The organism is Methylocystis sp. JR02 (genome assembly GCF_030063565.1).
Lineage (GTDB): Bacteria > Pseudomonadota > Alphaproteobacteria > Rhizobiales > Beijerinckiaceae > Methylocystis > Methylocystis iwaonis.
Window position 1 is genome coordinate 2,299,270 of record NZ_JASIRC010000001.1, and the last position, 15,651, is coordinate 2,314,920.

14 protein-coding genes are annotated in these 15,651 nt (G+C 65.2%); 6 read left to right on the forward strand and 8 right to left on the reverse strand.

Annotated elements, in window-relative coordinates; translation table 11 throughout:
• Positions 1-451: 451 nt before the first annotated feature.
• Complete coding sequence (locus QNA11_RS10960) at positions 452-2,014, forward strand: OpgD/OpgG family glucan biosynthesis protein (RefSeq protein ID WP_283483051.1); 1,563 nt, start codon at positions 452-454, stop codon at positions 2,012-2,014.
• A 218-nt stretch (positions 2,015-2,232) separates the two neighbouring features.
• Here QNA11_RS10960 and QNA11_RS10965 read toward each other — a convergent pair whose 3' ends face one another.
• The 4 genes from QNA11_RS10965 to QNA11_RS10980 form a co-directional block, all read right to left on the reverse strand.
• Positions 2,233-4,953 carry a mechanosensitive ion channel domain-containing protein gene (locus QNA11_RS10965; RefSeq protein ID WP_283483052.1) on the reverse strand — a complete coding sequence of 907 codons (2,721 nt, stop codon included), beginning with the start codon at positions 4,951-4,953 and terminating at the stop codon, positions 2,233-2,235.
• Positions 4,954-5,073: 120 nt separating this feature from the next.
• On the reverse strand, positions 5,074-5,934 hold the full coding sequence (locus tag QNA11_RS10970; RefSeq protein WP_283483053.1) for a hypothetical protein: 861 nt from the start codon (positions 5,932-5,934) through the stop codon (positions 5,074-5,076).
• Between the two features lie 55 nt (positions 5,935-5,989).
• Complete coding sequence (locus QNA11_RS10975; RefSeq protein ID WP_283483054.1) at positions 5,990-6,787, reverse strand: creatininase family protein; 798 nt, start codon at positions 6,785-6,787, stop codon at positions 5,990-5,992.
• 187 nt (positions 6,788-6,974) lie between these two features.
• The gene (locus QNA11_RS10980) at positions 6,975-7,496 is read right to left on the reverse strand and encodes a Spy/CpxP family protein refolding chaperone (RefSeq protein ID WP_283483055.1); all 522 of its coding nucleotides are present in this window, start codon (positions 7,494-7,496) and stop codon (positions 6,975-6,977) included.
• A gap of 124 nt (positions 7,497-7,620) precedes the next feature.
• Here QNA11_RS10980 and QNA11_RS10985 point away from each other — a divergent pair, with 124 nt between their 5' ends.
• Complete coding sequence (locus QNA11_RS10985) at positions 7,621-8,091, forward strand: DUF411 domain-containing protein (RefSeq protein WP_283483057.1); 471 nt, start codon at positions 7,621-7,623, stop codon at positions 8,089-8,091.
• Here the strand turns inward: QNA11_RS10985 and QNA11_RS10990 are convergent.
• The gene (locus tag QNA11_RS10990) at positions 8,019-9,383 is read right to left on the reverse strand and encodes a BaiN/RdsA family NAD(P)/FAD-dependent oxidoreductase (RefSeq protein WP_283483058.1); all 1,365 of its coding nucleotides are present in this window, start codon (positions 9,381-9,383) and stop codon (positions 8,019-8,021) included. The two genes, QNA11_RS10985 and QNA11_RS10990, sit on opposite strands and share 73 nt — an antisense overlap.
• 78 nt (positions 9,384-9,461) lie before the next feature.
• Here QNA11_RS10990 and QNA11_RS10995 point away from each other — a divergent pair, with 78 nt between their 5' ends.
• Together QNA11_RS10995 and smbP are read left to right on the forward strand one after the other, a co-directional pair.
• Positions 9,462-10,484: an RluA family pseudouridine synthase gene (locus tag QNA11_RS10995; RefSeq protein ID WP_283483059.1), complete on the forward strand. Its 1,023-nt coding sequence runs from the start codon at positions 9,462-9,464 to the stop codon at positions 10,482-10,484.
• Between the two features lie 71 nt (positions 10,485-10,555).
• Complete coding sequence (smbP, locus tag QNA11_RS11000) at positions 10,556-10,906, forward strand: small metal-binding protein SmbP (protein ID WP_283483060.1); 351 nt, start codon at positions 10,556-10,558, stop codon at positions 10,904-10,906.
• A gap of 253 nt (positions 10,907-11,159) precedes the next feature.
• Here the strand turns inward: smbP and QNA11_RS11005 are convergent, their stop codons facing one another.
• Positions 11,160-12,323, reverse strand: a complete 1,164-nt coding sequence (locus QNA11_RS11005) for a hypothetical protein (RefSeq protein ID WP_283483061.1) — start codon at positions 12,321-12,323, stop codon at positions 11,160-11,162.
• Positions 12,324-12,396: 73 nt separating this feature from the next.
• Here QNA11_RS11005 and QNA11_RS11010 point away from each other — a divergent pair, with 73 nt between their 5' ends.
• Positions 12,397-12,819 (forward strand): DsrE family protein, encoded by a 423-nt coding sequence (locus QNA11_RS11010; protein ID WP_283483062.1) that lies wholly within the window; start codon positions 12,397-12,399, stop codon positions 12,817-12,819.
• Between the two features lie 178 nt (positions 12,820-12,997).
• Here the strand turns inward: QNA11_RS11010 and QNA11_RS11015 are convergent, their stop codons facing one another.
• Positions 12,998-13,243 (reverse strand): DUF6496 domain-containing protein, encoded by a 246-nt coding sequence (locus QNA11_RS11015; RefSeq protein WP_283483063.1) that lies wholly within the window; start codon positions 13,241-13,243, stop codon positions 12,998-13,000.
• A gap of 120 nt (positions 13,244-13,363) precedes the next feature.
• Between QNA11_RS11015 and QNA11_RS11020 the strand changes: the two genes are divergently transcribed.
• The gene (locus QNA11_RS11020) at positions 13,364-13,612 is read left to right on the forward strand and encodes a hypothetical protein (protein ID WP_283483064.1); all 249 of its coding nucleotides are present in this window, start codon (positions 13,364-13,366) and stop codon (positions 13,610-13,612) included.
• 45 nt (positions 13,613-13,657) lie between these two features.
• Here the strand turns inward: QNA11_RS11020 and typA are convergent, their stop codons facing one another.
• Complete coding sequence (typA, locus tag QNA11_RS11025) at positions 13,658-15,481, reverse strand: translational GTPase TypA (protein ID WP_202073034.1); 1,824 nt, start codon at positions 15,479-15,481, stop codon at positions 13,658-13,660.
• Positions 15,482-15,651 lie beyond the last annotated feature (170 nt).

The following is a 15,651-nucleotide window of genomic DNA, read 5'->3' on the forward strand; positions in this document are numbered from 1 at the left end:
GGAAGAACCCTTTCCGCACGCCCGGCAAGAAAGACAAGCCTCTTCGGTAAGCCAGCCTTTGGAGGGCTGACAGAGACCAAAAAAGCCCGGTCCGTCGTTGCTTTAAGTCGCGATCCTCCGCTGAGAGCGGAGTTCGCCGGTTCGCCTCCGGCTGCCGGTTTTTTTACGGTGGTTAACCGGCCTCTTGTCCGGATCCCCGCCGACCGACACACGACCACAGGCACGTGCGATTTGGGCAAGGCTGTAGATACGCCCTTTTCGATCCGACACAAGCCTTTTTTGACCTTTGTCGGGAATTTTTTCGGCCCTTGCGCAGCGTGGGCGCGGCGGCGCCCAAAGAGCGCCGCAAGCAGCCGCGGCTTGCGTAACCGGAGCGTTGTCGCTACAGCAGCGTCAGCCGCGCCCTGCAACGACACGAGCAGAAAACACGCGCCGCTCCGGTAATTGAGAGATGATCGACATCACCCGGCGCCAGATGATTGGCGCCTTGGCCGCGTCAGGGGCGCAGATCGCCTTTCCTGGCAATGGGCTGAGCCAGAGCCTCACGCCGAAATTCGGCTTCGACGAAGTCGTGGCGCGCGCGCGCGATCTCGCCCGGGCGCCCTTCGAAGACGCGGCGCCGCGCCTGCCCGACCCTTTCGATGCGCTCGATTTCGACACGTGGCGCGACATCCGCTACAAGCCGGACCACGCGCTGTTTTCCAATCTCGCTGGCGGCTTCCGGCTCCACACCTTTCACCTGGGCTTCCTCTACCGCCGCGCCGTCACGATCAACACGATTCGCGACGGCATCGCCGCGCCGATCCCCTATTCGCCGGCCATGTTCGATTATGGCAGGCTGAAGCTCGATAAGGCGCCGGCCGTCAACACCGGTTTCGCGGGCTTCCGCCTGCATTTCCCGGTCAATGATCCCCATGTCCAGGACGAGGCAATCTCGTTTCTGGGCGCGAGCTATTTCCGCTTTCTGGGCCGCGATCAGCAATATGGCCTCTCGGCCCGCGCGCTCTGCGTCGAAGCGGGCACGAACCGGGAGACCTTCCCCTTCTTCCGCGAATTCTGGGTCGAGACGCCGGTTTCGGGCAATAACCACATCACGATCTACGCTTTGCTCGACGGCGAAGCAGTGACGGGGGCCTATCGTTTCGATCTGACGGTCGGACAGGAAAGCACGCTCGACGTGCAGGCGACGCTGTTTCCGCGCCGCGCGGGCGTGAAGTTCGGCCTCGCGCCGCTCACCTCCATGTATCTCACGGGCGAAAACGACCGCCGCGTGCGCGACGGCTTTCGTGACGAGTTGCATGATTCGGACGGGCTGCTGGTTCGCACCGGCTCGGACGAGTGGCTGTGGCGCCCGCTCGGCAATCCGGCGCGCGAACGCATGTCGTCCTTTCTCGATCGCAATCCGCGCGGCTTCGGCCTGCTGCAACGCGACCGCACCTTCGAATCCTATCAGGACCTCGACCTCGCCTATCAGAACCGGCCGAGCTATTTCGTCGAGCCCGTCGGCGATTGGGGCGAGGGCCGCGTCGAGCTCATCGAGCTGCCGACCCCGGACGAAACCAACGACAATATCGTGGCGAGCTGGGCGCCCGCGACGCCCCCCGAGCCCGACAAGCCCTTCTCCTTCGCCTATCGCGTCACCGCCGGGCTCGACATGCCGCGACTCGCGCCGAACGGACGCGTTGTCCATACGTTCGAAGCGCCGGCGCGGGCGCTGGGCTCGTCCGAACCAAACAATCCCGGCGCGCGCCGCTTCCTCGTGGATTTTGCCGGCGGCGACCTCAGCTACTATGTTTCCGATCCGGCGCAGGTCGAAGCGATCGCCTCCACCTCCTCCGGCCGTGTGCTGCGGGCGAGCGTGACGGCCAATCAACATATCGACGGGTTGCGCGCGCTGTTCGACGTCTCGGTGAAGCCCGGCGACACCGCCGATCTGCGGCTCTTTTTGCGCGCCAATGGGCGCACGCTGACAGAGACCTGGACCTACCCCTGGACGGCGCCGTCGGGAACCTGAGGCGCAGGCCAGGAGCCGCGTCATGCCCGCGCTTGTCGCGGGCATCCACGCCAGGACATTGCGACACGCGGGGAGAAGAAGCGGCGTTCTTCCGCTCATGTTCCCAGCTTTTTCGTGTCGGCGCGGCGTGGATGGCCGCGACAAGCGCGGCCATGACGGTGTTCGCCCGAATTCGAAGCCCCGGCTGGCGGACGCCCCGAACGCCGCCCCCTCATATCTCAGCCAAGCTCGAAAGCGCCGACCGGCTTCATCGCGCCGTCGCCGTTGAGCGTCGGCGTTTTCTTTTCGGGGCGGCCCGTTCTACCCCACGCGAATTCGATGTCATGCGCGACAAAGGCGGCTTGAATCGCCGCGAGCAAGGCGCTTTTCGCCGGTGCGTCGCTCTTCAGCCCGAAGTGGACGTAGAAGCGCAGGATATATTGAATCTGGCCTTCCTTGCTGTCGTAGACGTCGACGCGGGGCGCTCTCTCACGGCTGATGTTGTCGATATGGGGAAGCGCGGCTGCGATCGCCTCGTCCAGCGCCTTGCGAACATCCGCGGTCGGAACGCCGGCGAAAGTCGAGATAATAATCGTCGATTCCGACCAGGAGGCCGGACGGGAGCGATTGACGATCGTCGCCCCGGCGAGCACCGAGTTGGGCACCATGACATAGTCCGGCGCTGTCGTGCGGATCGTGGTGGTGCGCCAAGTCATCTCCGTGACCATGCCGCGAATCTCCCCTCTCGAGATTTCGATCCAGTCGCCGAGCACGAAGGGCTTCTCCATGCCGATCATGACGCCGGCGAAGAAGTCGAGAATGAGTTTCTGGATCGCGAGACCAACCACGATCCCGACGACCCCGGAGGTAAGCCCCACGCCTTGCAGATCCAGGCCGAACAAAAAATGACCGGCCCAGAGGAGGGCGACGCCATAGATCAGGAAGGAAACGATCGACCTCAGGATCGCCGGGGCGCGCTGCGGGTCGGCGGCGTCGGCGACCTGCTTCCAGACATGGCCCTCGAGCCAGGAATTGAACGTATAGGCGCAAGAAAAGGCGATCGACGCGACGATGCTCGGCCAGACCGCTTTTTCGACGCCGAGCCCAGTCGCCTTCACCAGCGATTCGATGTCGGGCGCGAGATAAGCGAGAATATTGCCGCCGGCGACAGCCGCCAATCCGACGAGGACGCGCAAGCTCGCCTCTGGCCACCGCGCAAAGACGAACAGCAACCCGCCGGCGGATGCGAAGGCGAAGGGGATCGCCAGCGTCCAGATCAGCCAGCGGCGGTCGGCGCCGCCCGACCAGCCCTCGAACGGAACGGCGGCGATGTCGATCTGCGCGCCGGGCAGACGCACTGCGGTGACCAGCGCATCCGATCCCTCGTCGAAGAGCTTCTGATCGCCCTGGAAAGCCGGTTGCGGCGCGCCGTCCTGCTCCAGGCGCATGGCGAAGCGATATTTCTGCGAATCGGCGCAAACGCCCAGATGGCAGACGAGCGCCTTGCGGTCGATCAGCACCGTGGAGAAGCCCCAGAAATTGTCGGCGGACGGCCGCTGATCTCCCAGGAACACGGGCCGCCGATAGAGGAACGCCTGATCGCCATTGGGCATGTTCACCGGGCCGGAGAACACGGGGATTCCCGTCTCTATGGCGCGCTGATTGGCGGCGGCGTCGGCGGCGGAATGCGCCAGATCATGGCCGATCAGCGCCTGGTCGATCGAGTCCGCGGGTTCGACCTGGCTGATCTTGCCGCCGCGCGCCAGACGAATCGACATGAGGTCGGGGTTCGCGCGCCGGAGCCGCTGGGCGAACTGGCGGAACTCGGCCTCGGAGAAGTCCGGATGCGCCGACACGAAGGCCGACAGATTGCTGCTGACCGACAATTCTTCCGTCACGTCGCGCGTCGCACGGCTGGTGACGAGCGCGAGCTCTTTCTGCATGGCGTCGCGTGAGGCGCCGGCTGCGCGGCTCACTTCCAGCCGATCGAGGATCGTGGCGAGCCCGAGGAGAACCAGAAAGACGGAAGCCGACGCCCCGAAGGCCCAAAGGCGGCTGCCGAGCGGCAAGCCCGTCGCGCCGCGCAGCCAGACGAAGGCCACGGTTCCGCAAAACAGGGAAAGAAGAAGCGCGAGCCCACGGATCATCCAGCGATTGGGCGAGTCCTGGCTCCATCCGTCCGACGGCAGCGCGGCAAGCTCGATCCGCACGCCGGGGAAACGTATGGCGCCGAGCGCCGGCTGCGCGGCGGCGTCGAAGAGGCTCGGATCGCCGCGCAACATCCCGCGATATTGCTGATCGACGAAAATCTTCATCGCCATGCGGTATTTCGGGCGAGGCTCGCACAGCCCGAGCTTGCATTCGATGTTGGGGCCCGCTTCGACGGTCAAGCCGACGAAAGCGGGCTTGGCGCCGGGGCCCGGCGATCCTTCAGTGAAAACCGGACGCGTGTAGAGCAGACCCGGCTCGCCGTCACGCAGCGCGAAGGGACCGACCAGCGCCGGCGCCCCTTTCTCGATCGCCCGCGCGATGGCGGGTTCGGACGCTAGAATATGCGTCTCGATGCGATCGATCGCGGCGCGGTTTTCGGTATAGGGCTCGATCCGCGCCACTTTCCCGTTCTTGACCAGGAACACCCGGCGCAGGTCTGGATTCTCGCGGATGAACGGGCGGATGTAATTGGCGAAGGCTTGCTGGTCGATATTCGGATTAGCGCCGACCAATGCGCTGAGGCCCTGCACGACGGCGACCTTTTGCGTGAGGTCGCGCGTCGCGCCGCTGCTCATCGCCTCCAGCTCGACGACCGCATCCTCGCGCTGCTTTTCCAGCCAATTGTTGCGGTCGATCCGTTCGGCGACGACCGCCGCGACGATCACCGCCAGCGCCACCGCCAGAGCCGCTAACGCCGGCTGCCAGAGCGAAGTCGTCCGGGATTGCCGAACGACGTTTTGTTTATCCATTTTTCCCTCGTCGGGCCAAACTTAGGCTTTGGCCTAGCTTAGGAGACTCTAAAGCTCAAGTAGCTCAACTGATGTGCGCTGCGGCGCGGAGGGCAGCGAGTTATGTGCATCCGGTAGAGCTTAAGAGCGCGGCTTCCGCTCGAAGAGGACGCGCGCCAGGAAGCCGACCCCCGCAGCGGCGAAAAGCGCCGCAATGCGCCAGGAAAATAGATTGGCCAGCAGCAGCGCGATCGCCGCGAGAACCGCCGCGATCACCATGCCGCGCAGGGCCGTCGGGGAAAGAATTCGCGTATCGGACGGCCGCACGATCGGGCGCGGAATCACTTGCTCCATGACGCTGGCGAGAACGAGCCCCGCGCCGGGGTCGATGAGCAGGCGATAGGTGTCGATCGTGGGCGCCTGATAGGGAAAGGCCGCCCCGCCTCTGGCCGGCTCATGCGCAAATGCAGTCGCCTCCCACCGGTCGGCGTCGACGCGCGCCAGATAGAGATCGAACAAGCGCAGGCCGCCGGCGGCGTCATAGGCGGGGACGCGCGCCTTGAGCGCATAGGCGGACTGAGGCGAATTTTGCGACGGCAGCCGATCGGGCGAAGTCTGGCTCGCGGTTTCGATCAACCGGCGGACGGGGACGCCGCGCTCCTCCGCCGCGCCGCGCAGCAAGATTTCGACTTCGCGCAGGATCGACTGTTCGGTCAGCCGGCCGTCCCGCAGCTCGGCATTCATCGGCCGGGCCGCCTCCTGCGCATAGGAGGCCTTGGCGGCGGCGACTGAAAGCAAACGGTCCTCGCCGCTGCTCATATCCGGCACGGGAAGAACGAGGCTGTCGAAAAGATGCGACATGCCCTCGGCCGGGGCGCCCGCTGTTATCGGCGGCGGGGCGTTGGGCGCCGTCGTCGGCGTGACCGACGGGCGATGGGCGACGCGCAAGCTTTGCGTATCCGTCGCCACTGGCGGCAGCGGCGCGATCTTCTCGACGCTCATCGCGGGCCTCCTCGCGGCGCGCGCGCCGCCTGCGTTGCTCCATACGCCAGGGGCGCTATTCGCCCTTCAAGCGCGCGAGGTCGAACGCCTCGACGTCGCGCAGCAATTCGATAAAAGCCGTCGCCCAATAATCCGCCGTCGCCTCGCCCTTTTCGGCGCTCGCCCTGGAGGCGTCGCCCATGGCGCCCGAGGGCGACAGATCCTGCGTCAGCCAGCCGAAGCCCGCCGGCCGATCGGCGCGCAGCCAGGCGAAATCGCGCTCGAAATCCAGCGTCGCCGGCGGGAAGTTCTTGGCGCGCCCCATGTCGACCAGCTCGGGCCGGAAGGCGAGCATCAGCGATGTCTCGATCTCGCCGCCATGGATGCCGTGGCGCTGCTCCTGCGCCGAGAAGAGCCCGTCGGGATAGCCGAAACGCGCCCAGGAGCAGGTGACGGCGAGAAGGCCGAAACGCGCCCGCAGTTCGAGCGCGACCGTGGAGATCAGCGCGGAATTGCCGCCGTGCGAATTCATCAGCACGAGCTTTTTCACGCCGGCGCGCGCGACGCCTTCGGCGATGTCGAGGAGCATGCGAGAGGCCGTCTCCTGCGACAGCCATAAGGTGCCGGGGAAGTCGCGGTGTTCGAGCGAGACGCCGACGCTCTGCATCGGCAGGAAGACGGCGTCGAGGTCTTCGGGCAGGCGCGCCGCGACGCGCTCGATGCAGCCCTCCATGATCATGGCGTCGACGCCGAGCGGCAGATGCGGGCCATGCTGCTCGACGGCGGCGATGGGCAGCACGGCGATGACGCCGGCCATGTCATGCGCGCGTATGTCGCGCAGGGAAAGCTCGGACCAGAAGCAAGAGGGCAGCATGGGCCAATTAAAGCCCGGCTGCGGTGAAAATGCGAGCCTGAAGGCCGGACCGCGCGCCTTCAGGCGCGCTCAGGCTGTTGACAAAGTGGCGACGGCGCATTTCGCCTTGTGAGACGGGCGCAGAATGCGAGCCTGAAGGCTCGCGGTCCGCGAACTGGACCGCGCGTCTTCAGACGCGCCTCATCGATCAGTCGGAACCGGCGCCGAACTCTCCCGGTCCCCTGCCGCCCATATGCCCCGGGTGGTGGCCTCCCATATGGCCCCGATGCGGGTCGACCGCCCCTTCGACGAGCGCGCCAAAGCGGCGCTTCTGCGCCTCGTCGAGGCTGTCGTAGAGCGGCTTGGCGGCGGCGGCGATCTTATCCAATTCGCCTGCGTGCGCGACCATATGTTGCGCCCGCCGCTGCAAGGCGCCGAGGGCGTCCGAGTCAGGAGCCGGCGGCGCCTTGTCGCGCCTCTCGGCGAGATGCGCGATGCGCGCCTTGGCGATGTCGCGCAGCGCCGTTTCGAGCGCAGGCCAGCTTTTCTCCTGGTCGGATTTGAGTTGGAGACCCGCCTTCAATGCGGCGATGCGGGCGTCGGAAAAGGCGGCGATGTCCTGCACGGAGGGGTGCGGCGGATGCGCGAATGGCTCGGCGTTCGCCGCTTGCGCGGCCGCCGCGCCGCAAAGAGAGAAGGCTGTGGCGATAACAAGAAGAGACTGACGCATGAGATGTCCTAAATCACTGTCCACGCCCGGATTGTTTCGTCTCAGCTCGCGCGCGGCAATTTAAAGTTCGGTAATGTCGCGCTACCTTCGGCATGAGGACCCAACCGGATAAAGGAGCCTATCTGTGCCGCTCGAAATTTCCCGTCGCCAGGCGACGCTCTTTTTCGCCACCGCTGGCGCGCTTCTCTCGGGCGTCGCGCGCGCCGAGGACGCCAAGAAGATGATCGTGCACAAGAGCCCGACCTGCAATTGCTGCGGCGGCTGGGCCGAGCGCATGCGGGCGGCGGGCTTTATCGTGGAAGAGATCAAAGAGCCCGACATGAACATTTTGAAAGCCAAGCTCGGCGTGCCGGAGCCAATGGCCTCCTGCCACACCGCTGAGCTGGACGGCTACGTCATCGAAGGCCATGTGCCGCCGCAGGCCGTCGCGCAATTGCTGAAGGACCGCCCGAAGGTCACGGGCGTCGCCGCGCCCGGCATGCCGATGGGCTCACCGGGCATGGAGATGGGTCCGCCGGAGGCCTACACGCTGTATTTGTTCGACGCCTCGGGCGCGCGCGAGTTCGGCAAATGGCTCGGCGATAAGCCCGCCTGACCGGCCGCGTCGAGCAAGCCCAGATAGCGGGCGGCGCCCCTGCCGGCGGCGCGCCCCGTGGCGAACGCCGCCTGCAGCAGATAGCCGCCTGTCGGCGCGTCATAGTCGAGCATTTCTCCGGCGACGAAGACGCCCGGCATTTTCCTCAGCATCAGATCGGCGTCGACCTCCTCAAAAGCGACGCCGCCCGCTGTGGAAATGGCGCGCTCCAGCCCGGCGACTCCCGAGACCTTGAGCGGCGCGTTCTTGATCAGCGTGGCCAGCGCCTCGGCGTCGCGCGGCAAGCCCTCCGGCTGCGCCTCGCGCAACAGGCCGATCTCGGCCTTGGAGAAACCGGCGCGGCGCAGAAAGGTCGCGTGAGACTGTTTGGGCGGGCGACGCGACAGCTTGCGGGCGAGGCAGACCTGGCTGGTGTCGGGGCGCAGATCGACGAGAAGCGTCGTCGCGCCATCCGTCTTCGCCGCCTCGCGCAGGCGCGAGGAGAGCGCGTAAACCGGCCCGCCTTCGAGCCCCTTGGCGGTCACGACCATATCGCCGCGCGCCGTCGCCTCGCCATGACGGAGCAGCACGGTCTTGATCGGCTGGCCCTCGAAATCGGCGCGGAAAATCGTGCTCCAGCGGACAAGCGCGCCGCTGTTTGCGGCCGATAGCGGCGTCACCTCGATGCCTGCGGCTTTCAAAAGGCCGACCCAGCCCCCCTCCGAGCCGAGCTTCGGCCAAGAGGCGCCGCCCAGCGCCAGCACCACGGCGCCGGCCGCGCGGGAGAATTCATGTCCATCGGGACCTCTCAGCCGCAAAGCCCCGTCCTGGGCGAACCCCAGGAAGGAGTGACGCAACGCGAAAGTCACGCCGAGCTGGGCGAGCCGCCCCAGCCAGCCGCGCAGCAAGGGCGACGCCTTGAAGCTCGCCGGAAAGACCCGGCCGCTGCTGCCGACGAAAGTCGCCTCGCCGAGATCGGCGCAGAAATCGCGCAGCGCCTGGGGCGGAAAGGCGCGCACGAAAGGCGCGAGACGCTTCGCCGCCGCGCCGTAGCGCGAGACGAATCTGTCGAGATTTTCGCTGTGCGTAATATTGAGACCGCCGCGGCCCGCCATCAAAAATTTGCGCGCGGGGCTCGGCTTGTGCTCATAGATAACGACGCGCGCGCCGGCGCGGGCAAGGACCTCGGCGGCGAAAAGCCCGGCGGGCCCGGCGCCGATCACAGCGCAGAACGGAGCGGCGGCGGCGTTAATGTGAGCGGCCTCCACGCGAACGGCGGCGGAAAATGCGAATGGCGGATGGACTTGTCCCATCTCTTGTCACGCTTCTTGACCGGCGTTTTGTTGCGCCCCAGTTAGCACGGGCCCCCTGCAAGCGGAAGTAAACTTTATATGACGGTGGATGAAATTCAGCAAAATGACGCAGCGGGCGAACACTTCGGCTTCGTCGTCGGCGAGGGCGAGATCGGCGCGCGGCTCGACCGCTTTCTGGCCGAGCGGCCGGAGCTCGTCGAGGCGCATCTCTCCCGCAGCCGCATCAAGGCGCTGATCGAGGAGGGACGCGTCTCGCTTCGCGGCGCCGCCGTGAGTGATCCTGCGAAGAAGCTTTTAGCTGGCGACGCCGTGACGCTCGACGTGCCGCCCCCCACCCCCGCCGAGCCGCAAGCCGAGGATATTGCGCTCAATGTCGTCCATGAGGACGCGCATCTCATCGTCATCGACAAGCCGGCGGGACTCGTCGTGCATCCCGCGAGCGGCCACGAGAGCGGCACGCTGGTCAACGCCCTCATCGCCCATTGCGGGGAAAGCCTTTCCGGCGTCGGGGGCGTGAAGAAACCCGGCATCGTGCATCGCATCGACAAGGACACGACTGGCCTTCTCGTCGTCGCCAAAACAGACGCCGCGCATCACGGCCTCTCGGCGCTCTTTGCCGACCACGGCCGCACGCTCTCGCTCACACGCGAATATCTGGCCTTCGTCTGGGGCGTTCCCGACCGCGCGCATGGGACGATCGAAACCAATCTCGGCCGCCACTCGATCCAGCGCGAGCGCATGGCCGTCGTGCCAGAGTCGCGTGGACGCGAGGCGATTACTCATTGGGAGAAGATCGCCGATTATGGCGTCGCGTCGCTGATCCGCTGCCAGCTCGAGACGGGCCGGACCCATCAGATCCGCGTGCATATGGCGCATATCGGCCATCCGCTGATCGGCGACTCGACCTATGGCGCGGGCTTCAAAACCAAGGTCGCCAAGCTCCCCGAGGCGGCGCGCGCGGCAGTGGAGAAGCTCGGCCGGCAGGCGCTCCACGCCGCGACGCTCGGCTTCGAACATCCGATCACGGGCGAGGAGATGATGTTCGAAAGCGAATTGCCCGAGGACCTCGCCGCATTGATGGCGGCGCTCGAAGAGATTTGAGCGCAGTTGAGGCCGGGGCAAAAATAAGCACTATACGCGAAGAGGGTTTTCATCGCTCGAGGAGGCAAAATATGTTGTCGCGCCGGTTAACCATCATCGCCATGATGAGCATGGGCCTCGGGGTCTTCGCACAGCCGGCCTTCGCCGATCCCGCTTATCTGGAAGACGCGATCACCGAAACCAGGGAAGCCATTGCGGCCGGCAAGCAGCTCCAGGCCGGCTCTTTCGTCGAGCACGCCGATCAAGCGATCGACCACGCGCGCAGCGCCGTCTGGCAAACGCCCGTCGACGAGATCCGCAAGGGCATCAAGCTCATGCGCAAGGCGGTGAAGCTCGCGAAGGGGACGAATTCCGAGAAGCGCATCGCCAAGGCGACCGAACAGGCGGAACTCGCTCTGGAGCAGTTCGAAGCGGTGAAGTGATTTGGTGGGGCCATGACAGCATTGGCCCCCACGCCTACCCCTCCCCGCAAGGCTATCGGATCACAGATTTCGGAACCGTCATGGCCGGGCTTGTCCCGGCCACCCACGCCAATGAGCATGGCTGACCTAGGGGCGGGATCGTTTTACGCCAAGACCAATCCGAACAGGTGAGCCGCCATTGCCCGGCGTGGATGGCCGGGACGAGCCCGGCCATGACGGTGTGGTGCGACCCTACGCACAGATGACGCCTCCCTCACCGCCCCTCGCAGGCGGAAAGCGGCATCGGCTCCAGACGGTAGACCTTATCGTCGCTCTGCGTCTTTTTCTCTTGCCCGCAATAGGCTTCGAGCTGCAGGCCCATATTGGCGTTGCCGAGCATCATGAAATCCTTTTCGCCGCGCCGCAGATAAATGGTGCGCGACTCGCCGGTCGTGCAGCCCGTGGCCTTGGCGTTCTCGATGTCTTGCGGCGCGCAATCCGCCTCACTGCCCGTCTTGCAGAAGGCAGCGCTGCATTGCCACTGATCCTCGAAAGGCGTGCAATTATATTTGAGCGTCGCAGGCTTGCCGTTCTTTCGCGTCGTCACCGACGCCGAGACGCTCGCGCCGTCCGGCCAATCCGACAGAAGCTTTTTCGCGCGGTCCGCATCGATCTGCCGGAGGTCGCGCGACACACGAACGGAAACCGTCTGCTGCTGCGGATGCGACGCCAGATGCTGGGGCGAATAATCGCGGCCATAGCAGAACGGAACGTCGGGTTTGAGCCGCTCGCGCAGCGGCGCGCCCAGGCCGGCGTAGGGCGAATTGGTCTTGTTCGCCTCCGCGACACAGTCCTCGATCGGCCGCCGCTCCAGGCGGAAACTCTTGTCGTCGGCGCCGAGCCGCGATGTGACGTCGCCCGCTTCCTCATCCTCGGGATCCAGAAGAAGATCGGCGCCAACTCCATCGACGATTACATGCGCATCGTCATCCGCGCGCAGGCCGCCAATATGACGATCGCACTCGCCGCCGCATTGCAGGCTGGCTTTCGACTTGTTGTCGTAATCGTTTTTGTAGCACCAGCCGGAGACATTCTCCGGCTTCTTGGCGCCGCGAAGGGTGACGAGCGCCGCGACATGGGTCGTGTCGCGGTTCGAGGCGTCCGCGTCAGGGTTCGCGTGCTTATGCGGGCTTTCCTCGCTGTGGCGCAGATTGGGGTCCTCCCAATAGGTCGAGGCCTTGTCCTTGCCGATCATGAAAAACAGCCGCTCGACCTTCTGATGCGGATGCGCGGCGAGATGCGCGGAATCATAGACCCTTGCGAAACAGAGCCTGCCCTGCGCGAAGATCATCTTCTCGACGCGCGAGGGCTCGTTCGCCGCAGCGGCAAAGGGCGCAACCGCCGCGCCCGTCACGAAGAGAAATGCCAGAAATCGCACGCGCCCCTCCCCTGCTTCTGACCTGTCGCGGACTATGCCATAATTCGCTCGTCTCGCATGAGGGCGGGCGCACATGGATAGAGGCGGCGTTTTTCAGGGGGCTTTAGTGGCGGCGGCCGGCTGGTTCGGCGTTGCGCGGGCGAGCGAGGAACGCGCGCCGATGAAGGTCGTCTATCACCTCTCGGATTTCGACAAGGCCGACTTCGTCCTGCACAATATGCGCGTGCATTATGAGCACGCAACCGCCCCGACGACGCTCGCCCTCGTCGTGCACGGCCCCGCCGTCCGCGCGTTCCATCGCGAGGGATCGGGCGTCACGCAGGAGCGCTTCGCGAGTCTCTCGAAGCGCGGCATGACTCCTTACATCTGCGCCGTCGCCTTGCGTGGGCACAATGTGGAAGAGAAGGATTTGACGCCCGGCTTTCAGGTGGTCGAAGCCGGCACGGTCCGTCTCGCGGAATTGCAGCGCGACGGCTATCTCTACATTCGGCCGTGATCAAACCGCGCGAACGTTTTTTCTTTTGAGCAACGCGCATGGGGCTTGTCATTCCCGACGGGCCGAAGGCCCGATCGGGAATCCAGAGCCCAAATTAGCGCTGGTTGCTCTGGATCCCCGATCGCTCGCTTTGCGAGCGTCGGGGATGCCGGTAAGTCGACCAAGAAAGAACGCCTAACTAACCACCCTCTTTTTGGGCCTTAGCCGTCTTGCCGCTGCGTTCCTTCGCCTTGGTCTTGCGGAGGTTCTCCGCATTCTTCTGAGGCGTTTCCTCCTTGGAGGCTCCGGCCTCATGCAGGGCGATGGCGACGGCTTGTCTTGGGTTCGCGACCTTCTTGCCGGCGCCGCTCTCGAGCTCGCCATGCTTGTATTCGTGCATGACGCGGCTCACGGTTTTCTTCTGTTCCGGCGATTGCTTGGGCATGACAGCGCTCCCGCTCGATGAATGCTGACTGAACGCGTTGCGAAGGCGGATGATCCTAAATCGAAACATTCGCGCCCCAGCGCGCGTTATTCGATCATGTGGCCCACCGGGAGGTCGGAAATGTGGTCGAGCCGCCAACCCACGCGCCTTTGCAAGACGGTCGCGATCGCGCTCATTGTCACATTCGCGAGCGACGCGCTCGCGCAAACTATCTGGCTTCCAAGGCCGCCGGCCAGAATACACCGCTCGCAGCCGTCCTATGCCGGCGATTGCGGCCCCAACCCGCCGCCCGGCTATCGCTGGGACCTGAAAGGCTGGCGTAGCGGGTTCAACCGGGATTTCGACTGCTACATGCTCGACGAATATTGAGCGCGCGCGGCCGACCAGCGGGGCCGGCCGCGCACGACATTTGTCCTACTCAACCAGCGCGGCCTTCGCCTTGCCGAACTTCTTGCGATCGTTCGGATCGAGATAGACCTTGCGCAGGCGGATCGACTTCGGCGTGACTTCCACCCGCTCGTCGTCCTCGATATAGGCCAGCGCCTTTTCGAGCGTCATCTGGATCGGCGGCGTCAGGCGCACCGCTTCGTCCTTCGATTGCGTGCGGATGTTGGTGAGCTGCTTGCCCTTGAGCACATTGATCTCGAGATCATTGTCGCGTGTGTGCTCGCCGACGATCATGCCGCGATAGACCTTCCAGCCCGGCTCGATCATCATCGGGCCGCGATCTTCGAGCTTCCACATGGCGTAGGCCACGGCCTCGCCCTGATCGTTCGAGATCAAGACGCCGTTGCGGCGGCCCTGAATCTCGCCCTTATAGGGCGCGTAGCTGTGGAACAGGCGGTTCATGATCGCCGTGCCGCGCGTGTCGGTGAGCAACTCGCCCTGGTAGCCGATGAGGCCCCGCGTCGGCGCGTGGAACACCAGGCGCAGGCGATTGCCGCCCGAGGGGCGCATCTCGATCATCTCGGCCTTGCGCTCGGCCATCTTCTGCACGACGACGCCCGAATGTTCCTCGTCGACGTCGATGACGACTTCCTCGATGGGCTCCAATATCTCGTCGCCCTCGCCCCGCTTGAAGACGACCTTGGGGCGCGACACGCCAAGCTCGAAGCCCTCGCGGCGCATGGTCTCGATCAGAATGCCGAGCTGCAATTCGCCGCGGCCCGAGACGATGAAGGCGTCGCCCATCGGCGCGTCCTCGACGCGCAGCGCCACATTGCCTTCGGCCTCCTTCATCAGCCGCGCGCGGATCATGCGGCTCGTGACCTTGTCGCCTTCCGTGCCCGCCAGCGGGCTGTCGTTGACGAGGAAGGTCATGGAGAGCGTCGGCGGATCGATCGGCTGCGCCTGCAGCGGCTCATTGACCTCGAGCGCGCAAAGCGTGTCGGCGACGTTGAACTTTTCGAGGCCCGCGATGGCGACGATGTCGCCGGCTTCCGCCTCGTCGATCGGCTGGCGCTCGATGCCGCGGAAAGCAAGAATCTTGGAGACGCGGCCCTGCTCGACCACTTTGCCCGTGCGGTCGAGAACCTTCACGGCCTGGTTGGGCTTCACGCTGCCGGAGAAGACGCGGCCGGTGATGATGCGGCCGAGATAGGGGTTCGCTTCGAGCAGCGTGCCGAGCATGCGGAAGCCGCCTTCCTCGACCGTGGGCTCCGGCACATGCTTGAGCACGAGATCGAACAGCGGGGCCATGCCGTCCTGCGGGCCGGTCGGCTCCTCGGCCATCCAGCCCTGCTTGGCGGAGCCGTAAATGATCGGAAAGTCGAGCTGCTCGTCGGTGGCGTCGAGCGCGGCGAAGAGATCGAAGACCTCGTTGACGACCTCCGAGACGCGCGCGTCGGGCTTGTCGACCTTGTTGACGCAGACGATGGGCTTCAGGCCGATCTTCAGCGCCTTGCCGACAACGAATTTCGTCTGCGGCATCGGGCCTTCGGCGGCGTCAACCAGCACGATAGCGCCGTCGACCATGGAGAGAATGCGCTCAACCTCGCCGCCGAAATCGGCGTGGCCGGGGGTGTCGACGATGTTGATGCGCACGTCCTTCCAGGTGATGGACGTGGCCTTGGCCATGATGGTGATGCCGCGCTCTTTTTCGAGATCGTTCGAATCCATCACGCGCTCGGCGACGCGCTGGTTGTCGCGGAACGCGCCCGACTGCTGGAGGAGGCGGTCGACAAGCGTGGTCTTGCCGTGGTCGACGTGGGCGATGATGGCGATATTGCGAAGCTGCATGGCGGCTTTCGATTAAACAGCCGCGACCCGTTCCGTCAGGCTTGAACTGGCCCGGAAGACGCGGCGGCGACTTTTGTTGCGATGCGGCGGCTTTTACAGGAGCGGGGCGGCGAAGGGAATAGAAAAGGGCGGATCGGGGCGCGTTGAGCGCCCTCCAGCATGGGTTTAGC

Coding starts and splice junctions, on each gene's coding strand:
- QNA11_RS10960 (WP_283483051.1), top strand. CDS start 452: ATGATCGACATCACCCGGCGCCAGATGATTGGCGCCTTGGCCGCGTCA.
- QNA11_RS10965 (WP_283483052.1), bottom strand. CDS start 4,953: ATGGATAAACAAAACGTCGTTCGGCAATCCCGGACGACTTCGCTCTGG.
- QNA11_RS10970 (WP_283483053.1), bottom strand. CDS start 5,934: ATGAGCGTCGAGAAGATCGCGCCGCTGCCGCCAGTGGCGACGGATACG.
- QNA11_RS10975 (WP_283483054.1), bottom strand. CDS start 6,787: ATGCTGCCCTCTTGCTTCTGGTCCGAGCTTTCCCTGCGCGACATACGC.
- QNA11_RS10980 (WP_283483055.1), bottom strand. CDS start 7,496: ATGCGTCAGTCTCTTCTTGTTATCGCCACAGCCTTCTCTCTTTGCGGC.
- QNA11_RS10990 (WP_283483058.1), bottom strand. CDS start 9,383: ATGGGACAAGTCCATCCGCCATTCGCATTTTCCGCCGCCGTTCGCGTG.
- QNA11_RS10995 (WP_283483059.1), top strand. CDS start 9,462: ATGACGGTGGATGAAATTCAGCAAAATGACGCAGCGGGCGAACACTTC.
- smbP (WP_283483060.1), top strand. CDS start 10,556: ATGTTGTCGCGCCGGTTAACCATCATCGCCATGATGAGCATGGGCCTC.
- QNA11_RS11010 (WP_283483062.1), top strand. CDS start 12,397: ATGGATAGAGGCGGCGTTTTTCAGGGGGCTTTAGTGGCGGCGGCCGGC.
- QNA11_RS11015 (WP_283483063.1), bottom strand. CDS start 13,243: ATGCCCAAGCAATCGCCGGAACAGAAGAAAACCGTGAGCCGCGTCATG.
- QNA11_RS11020 (WP_283483064.1), top strand. CDS start 13,364: ATGTGGTCGAGCCGCCAACCCACGCGCCTTTGCAAGACGGTCGCGATC.
- typA (WP_202073034.1), bottom strand. CDS start 15,481: ATGCAGCTTCGCAATATCGCCATCATCGCCCACGTCGACCACGGCAAG.